Annotated in this window: 17 protein-coding genes and 2 pseudogenes; 6 read left to right on the plus strand and 13 right to left on the minus strand. The window is 68.9% G+C overall.

Translation table 11 applies throughout. The annotated features are described in order from the left end of the window. The first annotated feature begins 57 nt into the window (after window positions 1-57). Window positions 58-1,290 (plus strand): putative PEP-binding protein, encoded by a 1,233-nt coding sequence (locus tag DPQ23_RS14365; RefSeq protein WP_240602826.1) that lies wholly within the window; start codon window positions 58-60, stop codon window positions 1,288-1,290. A 312-nt stretch (window positions 1,291-1,602) separates the two neighbouring features. Here DPQ23_RS14365 and lysM read toward each other — a convergent pair whose 3' ends face one another. From lysM to DPQ23_RS14385, 4 genes are all read right to left on the minus strand, one after another. After that, window positions 1,603-2,172 carry a peptidoglycan-binding protein LysM gene (lysM, locus tag DPQ23_RS14370; RefSeq protein WP_112875471.1) on the minus strand — a complete coding sequence of 190 codons (570 nt, stop codon included), beginning with the start codon at window positions 2,170-2,172 and terminating at the stop codon, window positions 1,603-1,605. A 161-nt stretch (window positions 2,173-2,333) separates the two neighbouring features. Continuing rightward, window positions 2,334-3,554 (minus strand): extracellular catalytic domain type 1 short-chain-length polyhydroxyalkanoate depolymerase, encoded by a 1,221-nt coding sequence (locus DPQ23_RS14375; RefSeq protein WP_112875472.1) that lies wholly within the window; start codon window positions 3,552-3,554, stop codon window positions 2,334-2,336. Between the two features lie 30 nt (window positions 3,555-3,584). Beyond that, window positions 3,585-4,004 (minus strand): CopG family transcriptional regulator, encoded by a 420-nt coding sequence (locus tag DPQ23_RS14380; protein WP_112875473.1) that lies wholly within the window; start codon window positions 4,002-4,004, stop codon window positions 3,585-3,587. 348 nt (window positions 4,005-4,352) lie between these two features. Continuing rightward, the gene (locus DPQ23_RS14385) at window positions 4,353-5,438 is read right to left on the minus strand and encodes a c-type cytochrome (RefSeq protein ID WP_112875474.1); all 1,086 of its coding nucleotides are present in this window, start codon (window positions 5,436-5,438) and stop codon (window positions 4,353-4,355) included. 380 nt (window positions 5,439-5,818) lie between these two features. On the opposite strand from DPQ23_RS14385, the gene DPQ23_RS14390 reads away from it, so the two are divergent. Beyond that, entirely contained in the window at window positions 5,819-7,171 is a 1,353-nt protein-coding gene (locus tag DPQ23_RS14390; RefSeq protein WP_112875475.1) for a ferredoxin reductase family protein, read from the plus strand. 157 nt (window positions 7,172-7,328) lie between these two features. Here DPQ23_RS14390 and DPQ23_RS14395 read toward each other — a convergent pair whose 3' ends face one another. Beyond that, window positions 7,329-8,585, minus strand: coding sequence for a sensor histidine kinase (locus DPQ23_RS14395; RefSeq protein ID WP_112875476.1), 1,257 nt, complete (start codon window positions 8,583-8,585; stop codon window positions 7,329-7,331). Continuing rightward, complete coding sequence (locus DPQ23_RS14400) at window positions 8,582-9,235, minus strand: response regulator transcription factor (protein WP_112875477.1); 654 nt, start codon at window positions 9,233-9,235, stop codon at window positions 8,582-8,584. The genes DPQ23_RS14395 and DPQ23_RS14400 overlap by 4 nt, the downstream gene beginning before the upstream one ends. 108 nt (window positions 9,236-9,343) lie before the next feature. On the opposite strand from DPQ23_RS14400, the gene DPQ23_RS14405 reads away from it, so the two are divergent. Both DPQ23_RS14405 and DPQ23_RS14410 read left to right on the plus strand, forming a co-directional pair. After that, a complete protein-coding gene (locus DPQ23_RS14405) occupies window positions 9,344-9,610 on the plus strand; it encodes a PepSY domain-containing protein (protein ID WP_112875478.1) in 267 nt (88 codons plus the stop codon). 1 nt (window position 9,611) lies between these two features. Further along, the gene (locus DPQ23_RS14410) at window positions 9,612-10,121 is read left to right on the plus strand and encodes a cytochrome b/b6 domain-containing protein (protein WP_112875479.1); all 510 of its coding nucleotides are present in this window, start codon (window positions 9,612-9,614) and stop codon (window positions 10,119-10,121) included. A gap of 144 nt (window positions 10,122-10,265) precedes the next feature. Here the strand turns inward: DPQ23_RS14410 and DPQ23_RS14415 are convergent, their stop codons facing one another. The 4 genes from DPQ23_RS14415 to DPQ23_RS14430 form a co-directional block, all read right to left on the minus strand. Next, the gene (locus tag DPQ23_RS14415) at window positions 10,266-11,141 is read right to left on the minus strand and encodes a CHAD domain-containing protein (RefSeq protein ID WP_162630775.1); all 876 of its coding nucleotides are present in this window, start codon (window positions 11,139-11,141) and stop codon (window positions 10,266-10,268) included. Between the two features lie 106 nt (window positions 11,142-11,247). Next, complete coding sequence (arsJ, locus tag DPQ23_RS14420) at window positions 11,248-12,495, minus strand: organoarsenical effux MFS transporter ArsJ (protein ID WP_112875481.1); 1,248 nt, start codon at window positions 12,493-12,495, stop codon at window positions 11,248-11,250. Between the two features lie 5 nt (window positions 12,496-12,500). After that, window positions 12,501-13,523, minus strand: coding sequence for an ArsJ-associated glyceraldehyde-3-phosphate dehydrogenase (locus tag DPQ23_RS14425; protein WP_112875482.1), 1,023 nt, complete (start codon window positions 13,521-13,523; stop codon window positions 12,501-12,503). 3 nt (window positions 13,524-13,526) lie between these two features. After that, window positions 13,527-14,375: a metalloregulator ArsR/SmtB family transcription factor gene (locus DPQ23_RS14430; protein ID WP_112875483.1), complete on the minus strand. Its 849-nt coding sequence runs from the start codon at window positions 14,373-14,375 to the stop codon at window positions 13,527-13,529. 617 nt (window positions 14,376-14,992) lie between these two features. On the opposite strand from DPQ23_RS14430, the gene DPQ23_RS14440 reads away from it, so the two are divergent. Further along, window positions 14,993-15,448: a cache domain-containing protein gene (locus DPQ23_RS14440; RefSeq protein WP_112875484.1), complete on the plus strand. Its 456-nt coding sequence runs from the start codon at window positions 14,993-14,995 to the stop codon at window positions 15,446-15,448. A gap of 88 nt (window positions 15,449-15,536) precedes the next feature. Next, window positions 15,537-15,964, plus strand: a pseudogene (locus DPQ23_RS15985) (DDE-type integrase/transposase/recombinase); the annotation flags it as partial. A gap of 26 nt (window positions 15,965-15,990) precedes the next feature. Here the strand turns inward: DPQ23_RS15985 and DPQ23_RS14445 are convergent. From DPQ23_RS14445 to DPQ23_RS14455, 3 genes and pseudogenes are all read right to left on the minus strand, one after another. Then, window positions 15,991-16,143 (minus strand): annotated as a pseudogene (locus DPQ23_RS14445) (transposase); the annotation flags it as partial. 190 nt (window positions 16,144-16,333) lie between these two features. Then, entirely contained in the window at window positions 16,334-17,527 is a 1,194-nt protein-coding gene (locus DPQ23_RS14450; RefSeq protein ID WP_162630777.1) for an acyl-CoA dehydrogenase, read from the minus strand. Between the two features lie 91 nt (window positions 17,528-17,618). After that, on the minus strand, window positions 17,619-17,713 hold a 95-nt coding region (locus DPQ23_RS14455; RefSeq protein ID WP_162630719.1), incomplete at its 5' end, for a 4Fe-4S dicluster domain-containing protein.

The following is a 17,713-nucleotide window of genomic DNA, read 5'->3' on the forward strand; positions in this document are numbered from 1 at the left end:
CCAGCTGGCCATAATGTTCGCAGGGCGCTTCGACGCCTGACCGTATCTGAAAACCGCATGGGCCAGGTCAGATACACAGAGTTTCAGACACTCCCCGCCGCCATCGTCACCGACCACGGCGGTCGCACCTCGCACGCGGCCATCGTCAGCCGCGAACTGGGCCTGCCCGCCATCGTCGGCGCGGGGGATGCGACCCAACGTCTCCGGGACGGCCAGCAGATCACCGTCTCCTGCGCCGAGGGCGAGCAGGGGATCGTCTACGAGGGCGCGGCCGACTTCACCGTCGAGGAGATCGACCCCGCCGCCGTTCCGGCGACCCGGACCCGCATCATGCTGAACCTCGCCGATCCCGCCGCCGCCTTTCGCTGGTGGTGGCTGCCCTCGGACGGGGTCGGGCTTGCCCGGATGGAGTTCGTGGTCACGAACGCCGTCAGGGTCCACCCGCTTGCCCTGACCCGATTCGATGACTTGCAGGACCCCGCCGCATGGGCCGAGATCGAGGCCCTGACGCGCGGCCATGCGGACAAGGGCGAGTATTTCGTGGACCGCCTTGCGCGCGGCCTGTCGCGCATCGCGGCCGTCGTGCATCCGCATCCCGTCATCATCCGGATGAGCGACTTCAAGACCAATGAATACGCCGACCTTCTGGGGGGCGCGCAGTTCGAACCCACCGAGGAGAACCCGATGATCGGGTTCCGGGGCGCCTCTCGCTATTACTCGCCGCGCTATCGCGACGGCTTTCTTCTGGAATGTCGCGCGATCCGAAAGCTGCGCGACGAGATGGGCTTTCGCAATGTGGTCGTGATGATCCCCTTCTGCCGCACACTGGCCGAGGCGGATCAGGTGCTCGGCGTCATGGCCGAGGCGGGGCTGAAGCGGGGAAAGGACGGGCTGGAGGTCTATGTCATGTGCGAGGTCCCGTCGAACGTGATCCTTGCCACCGAGTTCGCGCAAAGGTTCGATGGCTTCTCGATCGGCTCGAACGATCTCACGCAGCTTACCCTGGGGGTGGACCGCGACTCGGCCGATCTGGCGGCCCTGTTCGACGAGCGCGATCCGGCTGTCCTCTGGATGATCGAAACCGTGATTGCGCGCGCCCATGCGGCCGGGCGCAAGGTCGGCCTGTGCGGTCAGGCACCCAGCAACGACCCGGCCTTCGCGCGGCTTCTGGTCAGCGCGGGCATCGACTCGATCTCGGTGACGCCGGACAGCTTCCTGGCGGTCAAGACGCACGTCGCGGCCGCCGAGCGGACGGGCGGGGGGGCGGACCCGGAGGAGTCCTGCGGTTAGGACGAAAGCCTCTTGTAGGGCGGCGGTGGGAGGGTTGCCCAGTCCTGCCGGGGTACAAAGCCATTGTTTGCCGCCCGCAGAATGTGGCCGGGCACCCAAGCCCGGCCCGGCCGCATCATCCCCCGCCCTGGGGACCGGTGTCAGCACGGATGGTCGCCGCGAAGTTCTCGGCCCGAAGATCGGCCATCTGCGCGTCCGACAGCCAGAAAAGGTCGCTCATGGACAGGTCTCCTTGCGGAGCCTGAATCATGCCTGAAGCTCAGGACCCATGGGTCCCGAGCCCCAGCGGGGCATCGCACAGGGGGGTGGGCGTCAGCTCTGCGGTATGCGCAGCTTCTGCCCCGGATAGATCCTGTCCGGGTCGCTCAGCATCGGCTTGTTCGCCTCGAAGATCTCCGGGTAGCGATTGGCGTCGCCCAGATACGTCCTGGCGATCTTCGACAGGTTATCGCCGGCCTTGACCTCGTGGAACACGGGTTCGGCCGTCCCGGAGGCGCCGGCGTCCCGAGGCAGGTCGGCTTCGACGCGTGCGATGCCTTTGACGTTGCCAACCGCAAGGATCAGCTTTTCCATCGTGGCCCGATCCGCGCCCTTGCTGACGACCGTGACCGTGTCACCCTTCAGGTGAAGCCGGACATCGCCCGAGTCCAGGCCCAGGGCCGCCACTTCGGCATTCAGGGCGTCGAGCTTGCGCCTGGTGTCGGCATCCTCACCGGACGGCGCTGGTTGGGGCGAGGCTTTCGGCGCCGCCGCCTGCGCGGAGCCTTGCGGAGCAGCCTGAGGCGTCGCCGGCTTCGGTGCCGTCTGTTGCTGCGGCTCGGCAGCCTGCGCCTCGCCGAAGACCGACTTGCCGGCATCCTTCACGAAATCCCACAAACCCATCGGTTGGTCCTTTCCCATTTCCTGCATGAACAAGCCCCCGGGCAGTCTTGGGTTCCTGCGAGAAGCCCGCCCGACGCGACCGCGCACCCCCTGTCGCAAGGACCTGGGCGCGCGACGTCGTCGCCCGGGCGTTTACCCCCGGGCGACGACCTCTGCCCTCCTCACGCCCCCGGCAGGTCGGATGCGCCATGGAGGAAAAACCGCACCATGGCCGCCGACGCGTCGGGTCCGCGCGGATCGGTGTAGGAGCCGCTCGGGTGCCCGCCCGACCAGGCGTGCGGCGCGCCGTCGATCATCCAGCTCTCGGTGCCGTGCGTGCCGTCCTCGCGTCGGATGACCAGGCGCGTGAAGCCGCGGCTGTCCCCCGAGGCTGCGGCCTCGGACCGCGCGGTCTGCCCCCCGCTTCCGCCCTGACCGGCGATGATCCGCTCGGCATTGGACGGGTGGACCGTGGTGTCGGCGCTGCCGTGGAACACGATCAGCCTTGGGCCGGACTCCGGCGCCCTGGCGCTATTCACGGGTTGCGGCGCGATCCCCGCCTGCCCGCGCATCACCGCAAAGGCCGACATGGCATCGTTGGCCGAGCCGTAGGCAAGGCCCGAATGGACACCGACCGCCCCGTAAAGCTCGGGATAGGTTTCCCCCATGATCGCCGCCATCGCGCCGCCGGCCGACAGACCGGCCACGTACACCCGGTCGGCCGGGATGGCATACTGGTCGCGCAGGCTTTCGGTCAGGCCGGCGATGATCGCAGGCTCGCCGGCATCCCGCATCTGGTCGCCCGGCCGGAACCAGTTCCAGCAGGACATGGCGTTGTCGCCGCCGGTCTGCGCCGGATAGACGATCAGCAGCCGGTGCGTTTCGGCCAGCGCGTTCATCCCGGTCCCGACCGCAAAATCCTCGGGGGTTTGCGTGCAGCCGTGCAGCATCACGATCAGGCCCTGCAGGCCCTCGTCCGCGGTCGAGGGAACATACAGCCGATAGCGGCGCGTGCCGGCGGCGCAGGAATGGCTTTGATCCAGGAACCGGGCGCCCTCGGGCATCGGCGGTTCCGGGGCCTGCAACGGACGGCCAAGACCCGGCAGTCCGTCAAGCGTCAGCCCCTTTCCGCCCTCCTGCAGGATGCGGATGACCTCGCCCAGCGGCTTGTGCAGGCGCTCGGTCCGCAAAGGCGGCAGGGCCGTCCCATCCAGATGCGGCAAGGACGGGCGAGGCGCCCGGATGTCAGGGGCGGGGTTGGCGTAAGCAGCATTCCCCTGCGGGCCCGACAGACCGGCCAGGGCCAGCGCGTTCTGGACGATGGCGGTCACGCCGGCCGGATCGCCGGACCGCACGGCGCCGGTCGCGCGGAGGATCTCCGCGACGTAGTCATTGGTGTTCATGATCTTTGCCTTTCGGGCCGCGCGCGGCGGCTATTTCATTCTCGTGGCCAGGGCGGCCTTGATCTCGGGACGTGCCTGCAACGCACCCAGCACCGTCAGCGAGCCGATGGTCTGCAACGCAAGGTCTGGCGTGACGTCAGGGGCAATGCGGAGAAGGCCCACGACCTTGACGTGAAGCGTCTCGCCGGCAGCCTTCGCGGCCTCCAGTTCGGCCGTCCCCAGTTCCAGCAGCCCGACCTCGAGCCTGTGGCGCTCGATCGAGCGCGACACCTCCTCGGACTGCTGGCGCAACTGGTTGCGGATCGCGGTTCGGATGAAGTCGGTCCGGTTCGAGAAGAAGCCCTCCTGAACCAGCAGGTCGATCCGGCCAAGATCGACGTAGCCGAGGTTGATGGTGATCTTCTCGGTTTCCGGAACCCTGTCCCGCAGTGGCACCACTTTGTCCGACATTCATCGTTTCTCCATCCGCATGGATGGTATATGGATGTTAGTGCAGTCTTTTGCAAGGGCGGAAACGATGCGGACTGCCCGTCAGGCCAACCGCTGCATCAGGGTCCACGTGTTCCAAGGTCCTTGGTGCGGGTTCCGGCGAGCCGATGGCGGCGCAGATGTCTGTCCCCGCCCCTGCCTGCGCCGGTCATGCTCACCCGACAGGCACCGTCCGGTTCCGTTCCTTGGCAGGGTCACGTCGTGCTCCGCCCCTTGCCTGCTCACCAGGCCTGTTCTCTGGTGAGGGAGCCGCCTACCCGCAGGCCGCGCGCGGCGACGATCCATGGCAGAAACCGCAGGGCGGCGTGGTCAGTTCATCGGCTTCTGCGGGGACGCCGCCTGCTCGCGCGCCGCCAGTTGCGCCTTCAGCCAGTCCTGGATCGGCTTGAAGGGGCCGAACTTGTGCTGCGCCTCGGGGAAGTCGTCGGCGAAGGGCGGAAAGGGCATGTCGGCCGGCTTGCGCAGCAGGTCGGGAAAGTCGGTCGCGACCTTTTCCAGATGCGGACGCGGGCGCGTGTTGACATAGGCCGCCACGTCATAGGCCTGGTCCGGGGTCAGGATCGGGCTGTCGTGGGTGGCGCCCTGGGGCATGTTGGCCAGGATGAAGCGATAGGCCGTCAGCATCCGGTACATGCCCGCGCCATCGTTGTAGGTGTCGTCGCCCGCCAGCGCCGGGAACAGAAAGCCCTGGGCGTCGCCCGACTCTCCGTTGCGCTGGCCCCTTCCGTCCTCGCCGTGGCAGGCGACGCAATGCGCGGCAAAGACGGCGGCGCCGGCCTCGGGGTCGGCGGGGCGGTCGGGCGGGGGGTCTGGCAAGGTGCCCGCGCCGATCAGGCTGGCCCCTTCGGGGATGCCCTGCGACAGAAAGGCGAAATAGGCGACAAAGGCCCGCATCTCGGCGCTGTCGAGCGGCAGGGGACGGCCGTTCATCGAACGCTCCATGCAGCCGTTCACCCGCTCCTCGATGGTCGAACGACGGTTCTCGCGGGCGCGGTATTGCGGAAAGACCGAGGTGACGCCGACCACCGGCATGGCATAGGGCTTGGTGCCGGCCTCCTGGTGGCAGTTCTGGCAGGACAGGTTGTTGCCGGCATAGCGCATGGCCTCGTCCGCGACCTCGGGGCCGATCACGGCGTGGGTTTCGGTCATCAGACGGTGGCCCAGGCGGACGGCGCGGCCTTCCTCGTCGTCGGGCAGGCTGTCGAGGTCGGGCACCTGCCAGCGGGTCAGGTCGATCCCGGCCGGCTCGGCCGCCTCAGTGGCCGGCGGGGCAGCGCCCGGCGTTCCTGACGCGGGCGCCGAAAGCGGGGCGGCGGCAGTCTGGGCGGCGGCCGGCAGGCCCGCCGCCGTGCAGATGGCCAGCGCAAGGGCGGATAGGGTGGGAAGAGCCTGCATCGGAGCCTCCTGATGGCTTGCCCTGGGTCCAGCCTGTTCCGGCCCGTCCGGCAAGTCAACCGCCGCCCTGACCCGATCCTTATTGCCCGGACCACCCCGGAAGGGACATCAGGGGCCGTTCCCTCCGGCAAGGACGGCCGTTTCCTGCACGGCCCGGGCAGGCAAAGGAGGAGTGTGCGACGGGGAGACGGACGCCGGCAACGCCCCGCAAGGAACGGCCTTCCTGCTGGCGGACCTGAAGACCGCACGTCCGCTGGCGTTGCAGCGATGTCAGGGCGCGGCACTGCCTGCCTGTGACACTCGGCCACGGGCCGGGCCGCCTGAATCCCACGACCCCGCTGTGCTACAGCAGGCCGTTGTCCGAAAACGAGGGGATGCTCATGAGACGCATCAAGGTTCTGTTCTGGGCTTCTCTGGCGACGGTCGCCGCGCTCTGGCTGATCGCCGACCCGCGCGCCCTGCAGCCGGCGGGTTTCTTTCCGTTGCGCGGCGCGATGGTCCAGCTCAGCGGCCTTCTGGCCATGACCTGCATGAGCCTGGCGATGGTCCTCGCGCTGCGGCCAGGATGGCCCGAACGCTGGATCGGCGGCCTCGACAAGATGTACCGGCTGCACAAGTGGCTGGGCATCGGCGGGCTGGTCCTGGCCGTCGTCCACTGGCTCTGGTCCCAGGGCCCGAAATGGGCGGTCGGCCTCGGCTGGCTTCAGCGCCGGCAGCGCGGTCCGGCAGCCGACGCCGGCGGGATCGAGCAGGCCCTGCGGTCCTGGCGCGGCACGGCCGAGTCGGTGGGCGAGCTGGCCTTCTATGCCGCGGTGATCCTGATCGCCGTGGCACTGATCCGGCGCATTCCCTATCGGCTGTTCTACAAGACCCACGTCCTGCTGGCCGCGGTCTTCCTGGTGCTGGTCTTCCACTCTGTCGTGCTGCTGGAATTCGCCTATTGGACCTCGCCGCTTGGCGTGCTGATGGCGGCGCTTCTCGCCTGGGGGACATGGGCCGCGGTCATCGTGCTGTTCCGGCGCGTGGGGGCCGGCCGCAAGGTGGACGGCACGATCATCGGGCTGGACTATCGGCCCGAGCTGCACGCCCTGGAGGGCGAGATCGGCGCGCTTGAGGGCTGGCCGGGCCACCGGCCGGGCCAGTTCGCCTTTGTCAGCGCCGGCGATGGCGAACACGCGCATCCCTTCACCATCGCCTCGACCTGGAACCCGGCAGAGCCGCGGCTGACCTTCATCGTCAAGGAACTGGGCGACTACACGCGGCGCCTGCCGCAGACGCTGCGGATCGGGCAGCCGGTCGAGGTCGAGGGACCCTATGGCTGCTTCACCTTCGATGACGACCGCCCGCGGCAGATCTGGATCGGGGGCGGCATCGGGATCACGCCGTTCATCGCCCGGATGAAGCAGCTTGCGATGGACCGGCAGGCCTATCCCAGCCGCCCGAATCCACAGGCGATCGACCTGTTCCACACCACCGCCGACTACAGCGAGGAGATCGTTGCGAAGTTGCAGGCCGACGCCGAGGCCGCGGGGGTGCGCCTTCACGTGCTTCACGATGCCCGCGACGGCTTGCTGACGGGCGAACGGATCCGGGCCGTTGTGCCCGACTGGAAGGCGGCAAGCGTCTGGTTCTGCGGCCCCCCTGCCTTCGGCGGGGCGCTGCGCGCCGATTTCGCGCGCCAGGGTCTGCCGGTGAACGAACGATTCCACCAGGAACTGTTCGCGATGCGCTGAGCGCATTCGGGCCAACGGTCTGCTGTGGGTCGTTCCCCTGTGAGCCGGGCCGGTGGCGGGCCTCCGGCACCCCGGGGACCGCATCGGGAACGCCCGCCGTTAAGGTGGCGAGGGTCAGGGGCCGATCGACGTATCGCAGCGGCGAGATCGGACCGCATCAGGCGTGGCGGCCTGCCGCCCGGGCGGGACCAGGCGCGGCCGGGGCTGGAAAGGCCACACGAACGCTTGCCAGTCCCTTCCTCATGTCAAACGTCAGTCCGATCCCGTTAGCCTTGGCCAGGGCATTCACGATGACCAGCCCAAGGCCCGCGCCCGACGAGGCTTTCCCCCGCTCGAACCGGCCATGATGAAATCCGGCGTCGGCGGCGGTGCGGTTCTGGACGATGGCGATGGGTCCGGGCCGCAGGCGCAGCACGACGCCCCCGGTGCCGTGATCGAGGGCGTTGCGCAGCAGATTGCCAAGGATCAGCGCCGCCACGTCGCCGTCCACGCGGGCCGGAAGCGTCTCGAAGTCGCCGTCGTCGAAGAGAATGCGGCCTGCACCGATCTCGGCCGCCAGCAGGCCCCCGATGCGGACCAGGTCGCAGCTGCCGGCTGCGCCGATCCCCGCTTCGGCCCGCGACAGTTCCAGCAACCGCTCGACGAGGTTCGCCAGGCGTCCCAGCGAGGCGTTCAGTCGCGCGGCGGCCTGGGCGCCGCCCTGGCCCTCGGCCAGCAGTTGTGCCTGCCCCATCGCGGTCGCAAGCGGCGTGCGAAGCTCATGCGCGGCATTGGCAGCAAAGGCGCGTTCGGACTGCAGCAGCGCGTCGATGCGGGACAGATGGTCGTTCAGCGCCCGGGGGATGGGCGCAAGCTCGCGCGGCAGATCGCCGGCGGTGACGGGGGACAGGTCGCCCGTGCGCCGGTCGCGCAGCCGTTCGGCAAAGCGCAGGGCCGGGACCAGTGCCCCATCGACCGTGCGGTGCAGGGCCCAAAGGACGATCGCCAGCGTCGGCAGCATCAGCAGCAGCAGCGCCCGGGCGGCTTCGCGGATCTCCTTGTCACGCTCGGCCAGGGGCTGGCCAAGCTCCACGATCAGGCCGTCCTGCGGATCGGTCGCGCGGTGGACGTGCCAGCCGCCCGCCCGGGCGGCCCCGTCCTGCGCCAGCGGCGTCCAGGGCGCGGCAGGGATGGCCGTGCCGGGCCGACGAAGCCGCATCGTCAGCCCGTCCACGGCCCGCAGGTCCGGCGCCGCGCCGGCCGGCAGCACGGCCGCCATCATCTGCGCCTGGGCGGCCACCGTTTCGTCCAGCAGCTCGTCCATCTCGTGGGCGATGACGTAGATCCCCACGGCAAGGCTTCCCAGCCACCCGAGGGCGACGGCCGCCAGCACCCGGCGCTGCAGCCGCCCGCGCAGTGACCAGCCCGCGGTCATGGAACCAGATAACCCAGGCCGCGGCGCGTCTCGATCACCGTGGGCCCCAGCTTGGCGCGCAGGCGCGAGACATAGACCTCGACCGCGTTGCCCGCGATCTCGTCGTCGAAGGCATAAAGCCGCTCCTCCAGGGCCTGCCGGGACAGCACCCTGCCGCGCGAGGTGGTCAGCGCGTCGAAGACCGCCCATTCGCGCGAGGTGAGCCGCACCTCGTCGCCGTCACGGAAGACCCGCGCCCCGATGCGGTCGATGCGATACGGCCCGACGAACAGCTCGGACGAGGGGTCGCCGGCCGCGCGGCGGGCATGGGCGCGCAGGCGCGCCGACAGCTCGCCCAGGTCGAAGGGTTTCACGAGATAGTCGTCCGCCCCCGCGTCAAGCCCCCTGATGCGGTCGCTGATCTGGTCGCGCGCCGTCGCCACGATCACCGGCGTGCGGTCGCCGGCTGCCCGCCGGGCGCGCAGCAGGTCCAGCCCCGATCCGTCCGGCAGCCCCAGATCCAGCAACACCACGTCATAGGTGGCGACGTGCCAGGCCGCCGCGGCCTCGTCCCGGCTGGCGGCATGGTCCGTGGCATGACCCTGGCCACGAAGGTGGCGCAGCACGGCATCGGCAAGGTCGGCTGTGTCTTCGATCACCAGAATCCGCATGACCCGCAACCTTGCCTGCGGCCTGCCGCCGCACAAGCAGGCTTTGTAAGCCTGGCGCAAGCTTCGCCCGTCAGGGGGACCACATTGCATCACTGACAGGAGATCATCATGCGTTCCGTGAAACTCGCCCTTGCTGCGGCCCTTGGCCTTGCCGCCGCGCTGCCTGCCCTTGCCGAGGGAAAGTGCAACGTCCCTCAGGACCAGTGGCGCCCCGTCGAGGAGCTGAAGACCGAGCTGACCGCGAAGGGCTGGACCATCAGCAACGTCAAGACCGAGGATGGCTGCTACGAGGTCTATGCCACGGACGAGACCGGCAAGAAGGTCGAGATCTTCTTCGACCCGCTGACCTTTGCAGCCGTGGGTTCGGACGACTGACATGATCCGCGTCTGGGACCCCTTCGTCCGCATCTTCCACTGGTCGCAGGCCCTGCTGATCGCGGCGGCCTGGCTGCTGGCGGATGCAGTGAAATGGCTGCACGAATGGGCGGGCTACGGGGTCCTGGCGCTGATCCTGATGCGGGTGGCGTGGGGCTTTGTCGGCCCCCGCCATGCGCGGTTTTCGGACTTCGTGCGCGGCCCGCGCGCGGTCCTGGTCTATCTGCGCGACCTGCTGACCGGGCGCGAGCGGCGCTATCTGGGCCACAATCCGGCGGGGGGCGCGATGATCGTCGCGCTGCTGGTCGTGACGGCCGCCACGGCGCTGACCGGCTGGCTGCAGACCACCGACGCCTTCTGGGGCTCGCAGGCCATGGAGGAGATCCACGAGGCGCTGGCGACGGCGATCCTGGTGCTGGTCGCCTTCCATGTCGGCGGCGTGATCCTGGAAAGCCGCCGTCACGGCGAGAACCTGGTCCGCGCGATGGTCACCGGCTGGAAGCGCGCCTGAGGAGAAAGCGATGACCCGGGCCGATCCTGGCGGCCCGGGTGGATCGCCAGCCGTCGGGCTGGACTCGCATCCCATCGGCGAACAGACGGCGATGCTGACGCTGGCCTTCGCAGCAGCGCCCATCCACCCGATTGGCCGGACACCTCAGGCGGCATGCCCGCGCAGGCGCCACCACAGGCCCCAGCGGTCCGTCAGCGCCTCGGCCTTGCCGACCAGAAGCCTGCGGCCCAGCGGCATGATCTGCTCCATCAGCTCGGCGTGCCGCAGGATGGCCAGGTCATGGGCCTCGGCGCGCAGTTCGGGTGAAAGGGGCGCGGCCTCGATGCGTTCGCGGAACACCGCCAAGTCGTTCACAAGGCCCAGACGCTCGCCCAGGTCGTCGGTGGCGCGGATATGGGGGTCCATCAGGTCCGGCCAGATCGGCTTCAGCAGGCGGGCCTGGTACCAGTGATCCTTCACGCGCTTGCGCCATTCGTGCAGCGCCTCGGCGTCGGGGGTCCTGTGCACCGCCTTCATGGCGCGGCGGGCGGCTGTCCAGGTGGCGGCAAGGCCGGGCTCGATCGCGTCCCAGTCGTCTTCGGTCAGCTGCCAACCCTCGCTGCGCAGGATCAGCGCGTCCATGACATCGGCAAAGGGGGGCAGCATTTCCTCCTCGGCGCGGGCGTCGTGGTGGGCGGCGGCCTCGCGGAAGGGGAGGACGAGCGCCTCGCGGCGATCGTCAGGCAGGCGCGCGGCCAGCAGCTCGGCCGTGGCAAGCTGCACGGCCGCGTCGCGCAGGCCGGACAGCCCGCGTCCGGCGTCGCGCAGCACCGCATTCTCGGCGCGGGCCAAGGGGAAGACGGGACGGACAAGGCGCAAAAGGCCGCGAAGCTTCTTGACGGTCTTGCGCATGGCGTGGACCCGGGGACCAAGCTCGCCTGTGGCGCGCACCATCCCGAGCGCGTGTCCCGCCTCCTCCTGCGCGATGCGGCGCACGGCGTCCCCGACGCTCGGATCCTCGAGGGCAAGCGCGTAGGCCATGGTCCACTCCGCAGCAGGTCCGTGATGAAGATGCCGTGGATCTTCGGACGTCGCAATCTGGCGCAGAACGCAAAGCCTTGCAAACATCCTGCGGCGCTGTTCCTGCTCAGGCGAGGCTGAGCCTGCGCGCGGTGAGCCAACTGCACAGGGCCATTGCCCCGGCTGTGACGAGGCAGAGCGGCAGCCCGCCCAGCTGAAAGCTGACGCCCGACAGGAACGTCCCGACCAGCCGCCCCGCGGCATTCGCCATGTAATAAAAGCCCACGTCCCGGGTGATCCGCTCGGCCGCCCCAAACGCAAGGATCAGGTAGGAGTGGACCGAGGAGTTCACCGCGAAGGCGAAGCCGAAGAGCATCAGCCCCAGCACCAGCGTCACCGTCAGCCAGGGCGCCGGGCCGCCCGCGACCCATGCGGCTGCCGCCAGCGCAAAAGGGATCGGCACCAGCAGCGCCGCCCAGCGGATCGCCTGGGCCGTGACTGTGGCCAGGGACTGGCGTTTGCCCCCGAGGAGGCGCGGGGCCGCGGCCTGCACCGCGCCATAAAGGATGATCCACAGCGCCATGAAGCCGCCGACGAGAAAGAAGGCCGCGCGTCGGCCGTCGGCTGTGCCGTCCGACAGAACGGCCTGGAAGTAGACCGGGATGCCCACCACGAACCACACGTCGCGGGCGCCGAACAGGAACATCCGGGCCAGCGACAGCCGGTTCACGCGGGGGTCCTTCGACCGCCAGCCGCTCCACGCCTCGGAGGATTTCATCCGGCCGGGCAGGCCGGCGGGCAGGAACAGGGCGACCGCGATCAGGATCAGCGTCAGCACGGCTGCCATACCCCAGACCGCCGCCTGGAACCCGGCCAGTGCCAGCAACGCGGCGCCGAGGAAGAAGCCCAGACCCTTGACCGCGTTCTTCGAGCCTGTCAGCCACGCGACCCAGCGAAAGAGGCCGCCCTCTGCCGCTGGCGCGAGCAGCTTGACCGCCGACTTCGCGGACATCTTGGCCAGATCCTTGGCCACCCCCGACACAGCCTGCACACCCATCACAAAGGCGGCGGACGCGGGAACGCTCCACCCCGGATCGAGCTGGCCCAAGGCCACCAGCGCCCCGACCTGCAAGGCCAGCCCGCCGTAAAGCGTGGCGGCCAGCCCGAACCGGGCGGCCAGCCAGCCGGCACCAAGGTTGGTGACGATCCCCGCCACCTCGTAAAGCAGGAACAGCCAGGCCAGCTGCACCGGCGTGAAGCCTAGCGCGCTGAAATGCAGCAGCACCAGCATCCTGAGCGCGCCGTCCGACAGCATGAACGCCCAATAGGCGGCGGTCACCGCGGCATAGGCCCGCAACGGGTTGGCAGCGGCCATGGCGGTCACGGTCTGGCCGCCACGCTGTGCGCGACCATGCGCGCGATGTCGCCCAGGCGGCAGGCATAGCCCCATTCGTTGTCATACCAGGCGTAGATCTTCACCTGGGTGCCGTTCACCACCATGGTCGAGGGCCCGTCCACGATCGCCGAGCGGGGATCGTTGGTGAAGTCCGACGAGACCAGCGCCCGCGCCTCATGGCCGAGGATGCCCTTCAGGGGGCCTTCGGCGGCGGCCTGGAACAGCCCATTGACCTCCTCGGCCGTGGTCGGGCGCTCGACCTCGAAGACGCAGTCGGTCAGCGAGGCATTGAGCAGCGGCACCCGCACCGCATGACCGTTCAACCGGCCCTTCAGGTCCGGATAGATCAGCGTGATGGCCGTGGCGCTGCCCGTGGTGGTCGGGATCAGGTTTAGCAGCGCCGAACGCGCGCGGCGCATGTCCCTGGCCGGACGGTCCACAAGGGTCTGGGTGTTGGTCACGTCATGGATCGTGGTGATCGAGCCGTGGCGGATGCCGATGGCCTCGTGGATCACCTTGACCACAGGGGCAAGGCAGTTGGTCGTGCAGGACGCGGCGGTGACAAGATGATGCGCCGCCGGATCGTAAAGGTGATGGTTTATCCCATAGACGAGATTCAGCGCCCCGCCGTTCTTGACCGGCGCGCTGACCACGACCTTTCTCACCCCGGCCGCGTAGTAAGGTGCAGCCTTGGCTGCGGTCTTGAAGACGCCGGTGCAGTCGATCACCAGATCGACGCCCAACTCCGCCAGCGGCAGGGCCTCGATGGCCCTCTCATGGCTCAGCGGGATGCGGGTTCCGTTCAGCACCAGTGCGCCGTTCTCGTGCGAAACGGGCGTGCGCCAGCGGCCATGGACGCTGTCGAATTCCATCAGCAAGGCGTGCTGTTCGGCGTCGCCCTCGGGGTCGTTCAGCAGGACGATCTCGCCGCCCGCGCCGGTGTCGACCAGGTCGCGCAGGACGAGCTTTCCGATCCGCCCAAGGCCGTTCACGGCAATCCGGGTCATGCCTCAGCCCTCTGCGTGGTTCAGCGCGTCAAAGTCGATCCGGTCGACCTGCGCCTGCAGCGAGATCCGGTCGAGCGAGGCGATGGGCAGTTCCACGAAAGCCTCGATCCGGCGCCGCAGCGCGCCATAGGTCTGGGCAAAGACAAGGGCCTTTTCGGCCGCCGTGCCGGCCGCCTTCACCGGGTCCGGCAGGCCCCAGTGACCGGTGATGGGCTGGCCGGGCCAAGGCGGGCATTCCTCGGCCGCCGCGGTGTCGCAGACCGTGAAGACGAAATCCATCACCAGCGCGCCCGGCTGCTGGAATTCCGAGATGTGCTTGGACCGCAGGCTGGACGTGTCGTGGCCGTTGCGCGCCAGGACCTCGAGCGCGAAGGGGTTCAGCTGGGTTCCCGGCCGGGTGCCGGCCGAACAGGCGTTGAACCTGCCCTTGCCAAGATCGCGCAGCAGCGCCTCGGCAAAGATCGAGCGGGCGGAGTTGCCCGAACAGATGAACAGCACGTTATAGCCGGTGTCGCGCATGGGCGGGGTCTCCTTGCAGGCGGGACGAAGCGAAGGGATCAGATCCGGGCGGGCGCGCCCCACATGCAGGGCCAGATAGCCGATCAGTCCTTCGGTCGCGTCGAGATCGACCGAATAGAACAGCGACCGTCCCTGCCGCTCGACCTGCACCAGACCCGAGGCCACGAGGTCCGAGAGATGATGCGAGAGCGTGTTCGGCTTGAGTGCCAGTGCTTGGGCGATCTCGGTCGGACGCACGCCGCGGGGGGCGAAGCGCATCAGCAGCCGGAAGACGGCCAGCCGGCCCGGGTGGCCAAGGGTCGAGAAGGCCGTGGCAGCACAATAAGGTTCCATAATTCCTGAATACAGGAACAATGTGCCGAAGCCAGTGAAGATTGGATGACACTCCGGCGGGCTTGGTCCCGGCGATTGAGAGGGAGTGCCGCCGGTGATCGTAGCCGTCCTACCCGCTTGGGCCGAGCCGACGCGCGTTGAGGCAATGCGCCTGCTTGCCGGTGGCTTGGAGCATTGTGTCTGCGCGATGATGCGGAACCTCGGCGCGGGGCGGCACGTGGTCACACGGGTGGGGCTGGGCGATCCGGTTCCCGCGGGCACCCCGGCGCTGGTCGCGCTGGGACCTGCCCGGGTCGGCGACCACGGCCTTGCGGCCGGCGACACCCTGCCCTCGAAGACCGTGGCCCTCGCGGCGCGGGAGAAAACCCGGATCGCCGGGCGGTCCTTTGGGGGACTGCCGTCCTTTCCCTGCCATTGCCATTGCGGCGGCTGGACATGGCCGTCTGATCACGGACGTCATCCACGCACGGGCAAGCGCAGCCCTTCGTGCCCGCTGCCGCTGCAATGCCTGTCCCCCGGCAGATTTCCGCCACCGCGGCGGCTTCTCCTTGCGCGGCGGAACACGGCGCCCACACAGTTTTCCCGCGTGCAACTCGCACGATTGTGGGGAAGAGACCATGCGCACCATTCTGACCGTCACCGCCGTCCTTATCGCCACCGCAGTTCCGGCCCTTGCCCAGAAGGCGGAATACGGCACCTCCGAAGAAGCGCGAGCAATGCTCGAGCAGGCCGTCGCGGCCGTCAAGGAAGACCACGACGCTGCCCTTCAGGCCTTCAACAAGGGCGACGCCCGTTTCAAGGACCGCGACCTCTACGTCTTCTGCGGCGACGAGGAAGGCAAGTTTACCGCCCACCCCAACCAGGACCTCGTCGGCACGTCCATGCGCGAACTCAAGGACAAGGCCGGCGAGCCGCTCGGGGAACGTCTCTACGGCGCCGCCACCGAGGGCGAGTACAAGGAGGTGGCGTATATGTGGACCCGCCCCAATGAGGAGAAGCCGACCCAGAAATCCTCCTTCGTGACGAAGGTCGAAGATCAGGTCTGCGCCGTCGGCTACTACCAGCCCGAATAAGTCCCGACCCCGGGCGGCCCCTTCGTCGCCCGGGCACCTGCCACTGCGCGGGGGGCCGTTCGGCCCTGCCGGCCCAGGCGAGAGCATGAGCCATGGCCGTTTCCCTCACCGGCCGCCTCGCCTGACCGAGGAACCGAACGCGCCGGGTCCCGGTGCCGGACAGTGCCGCGTCGGGCGCCTGATGCGCCAGAACGGCATCCAGGTCGTCCGCAGCCCCACGGTCAAGGGCACGACCGACAGGGACCACGCCTTCAACATCGTCCCACCCTGCTGCACCAGGACTTTGCCGCGAACCGGCCGAAGTCCGAGGGGGCTGGCGACCTCCGCCTCAGGTCCCGACGCGTGAGGGATGGGTCTGTCCGGCGGTCATCCTCGACCCGTTCTCAAGGCGTGTTGTCGGATGGGCATCAGCAACCGAAGGACACCGGATCTGGCGCTCAGGGCGCGCTGAACAGGACGATTGCGCTGCGCCGCCCGCCACCGGCCTGCCCTCACCCCACGGACCGCGGCTCGCAAGAGCCGGTTCCGGCTGGCGCTAGACATTTGCGGTCCTGCGACTCGCCGTCGCCGCGCATCGTCACGCCGGCGCTGTCGACCAGCAGGGCGAGGTCGCCGCCCGCGCGGCGGAACAGGGTCTGGATGGCCACAGTCTCCTGCCTCCGGCAGAGCGTCGAGGCGTCCGGCACCGGCCCGTCCTCCGGGCCGACCAGTTCCGAGCCGCGCTCGCCCCCTCCCGAGCGCGGCTTGCCCGGACCCCCGGCGCAGCGCCTCTCACTCTGCCGCAGCGCCAGGCCGGATGGGACCTTGATGCAACCTCACACGCGCCTTCACGGTGCAGTCGATCACCCGCTTGACGGGGACCAGGATCTTCCTGTCCGCATCCCGTCAGAAGAACGCCTGCAGGCCGGTCTGTGCGCGGCCCAGGATCAGGGCGTGCACGTCATGCGTGCCCTCGTAGGTGTTCACCGTTTCCAGGTTCACCATGTGGCGCATCACCGGGTATTCGTCCGAGATGCCGTTGCCGCCGTGCATGTCGCGGGCGATCCGCGCGATCTCCAGCGCCTTGCCGCAGTTGTTGCGCTTGATGAGGGAGATCATCTCGGGCTGCATCTTTCCTGCCTCGAACAGCCGGCCCACCCGCAGCGCCGCGTTCAGGCCCAGCGCGATCTCGGTCTGCATGTTGGCCAGCTTGAGCTGGTGCAGCTGCGTCTGCGCCAGGGGCTTGCCGAACTGCTTGCGGTCGAGGCCATAGGACCGTGCCGCGTGCCAGCAGGCCTCGGCCGCGCCCATCGCGCCCCAGCTGATGCCATAGCGCGCGCGGTTGAGGCAGCCGAACGGACCGCCGAGGCCTTCGGCGTTCGGCAGCAGCGCGTCCTCACCCACCTCGACCTCGTCCATGACGATCTCGCCGGTGACCGAGGCGCGCAAGGACAGCTTGCCCTCGATCTTGGGGGCGCTGAGTCCCTTCATGCCCTTGTCCAGCACGAAGCCCCGGATCTTGCCGCCGTGCGCCTCGGATTTGGCCCAGACCACGAACACATCCGCGAGGGGGCTGTTGGTGATCCACATCTTCGCGCCGTTCAGGCGATAGCCGCCGCCGGTCTTTCGGGCGGTGGTCTTCATGCCGCCGGGGTCCGACCCCGCGTCGGGCTCGGTCAGCCCGAAGCAGCCCACCCATTCGCCCGAGCAGAGCCTGGGCAGGTACTTGCGCCGCTGTTCGTCCGAGCCGTAGGCGTTGATCGGGTGCATCACAAGGCTCGCCTGCACCGACATCATCGACCGATAGCCCGAGTCCACCCGCTCGACCTCGCGCGCGACAAGGCCGTAGCTGACATAGCCCGCGCCGGTGCCGCCGTATTCCTCGGGGATGGTGACGCCCAGCAGGCCAAGCTCGCCCATCTCGGTGAAGATGGCGCGGTCGGTGTGTTCCTTGCGGAAGGCCTCGCGCACGCGCGGCGCAAGCCTGTCCTGCGCATAGCCCCGCGCGGTGTCGCGGATCATGCGCTCCTCCTCGGTCAGCTCGTCCTCCAGAAGGAAGGGGTCTTCCCAGCGGAAGCTGCCGATGCGGTCCATCTTCATGGTCGTTTCTCCTGTCGCGGGTCAGACGCGGTCAAGCAACAGCGCGGTGCCCTGAGCGACCTATCCTTGAGGTCGCGAGGCACCGGCCCTTTCACATGTTCGGGTAGTTTGGTCCGTCTCCGCCCTGCGGGGTGGTCCAGACGATGTTCTGGCTGGGGTCCTTGATGTCGCAGGTCTTGCAGTGGA

The organism is Paracoccus endophyticus (assembly GCF_003286075.1).
GTDB classification, from domain to species: domain Bacteria; phylum Pseudomonadota; class Alphaproteobacteria; order Rhodobacterales; family Rhodobacteraceae; genus Paracoccus; species Paracoccus endophyticus.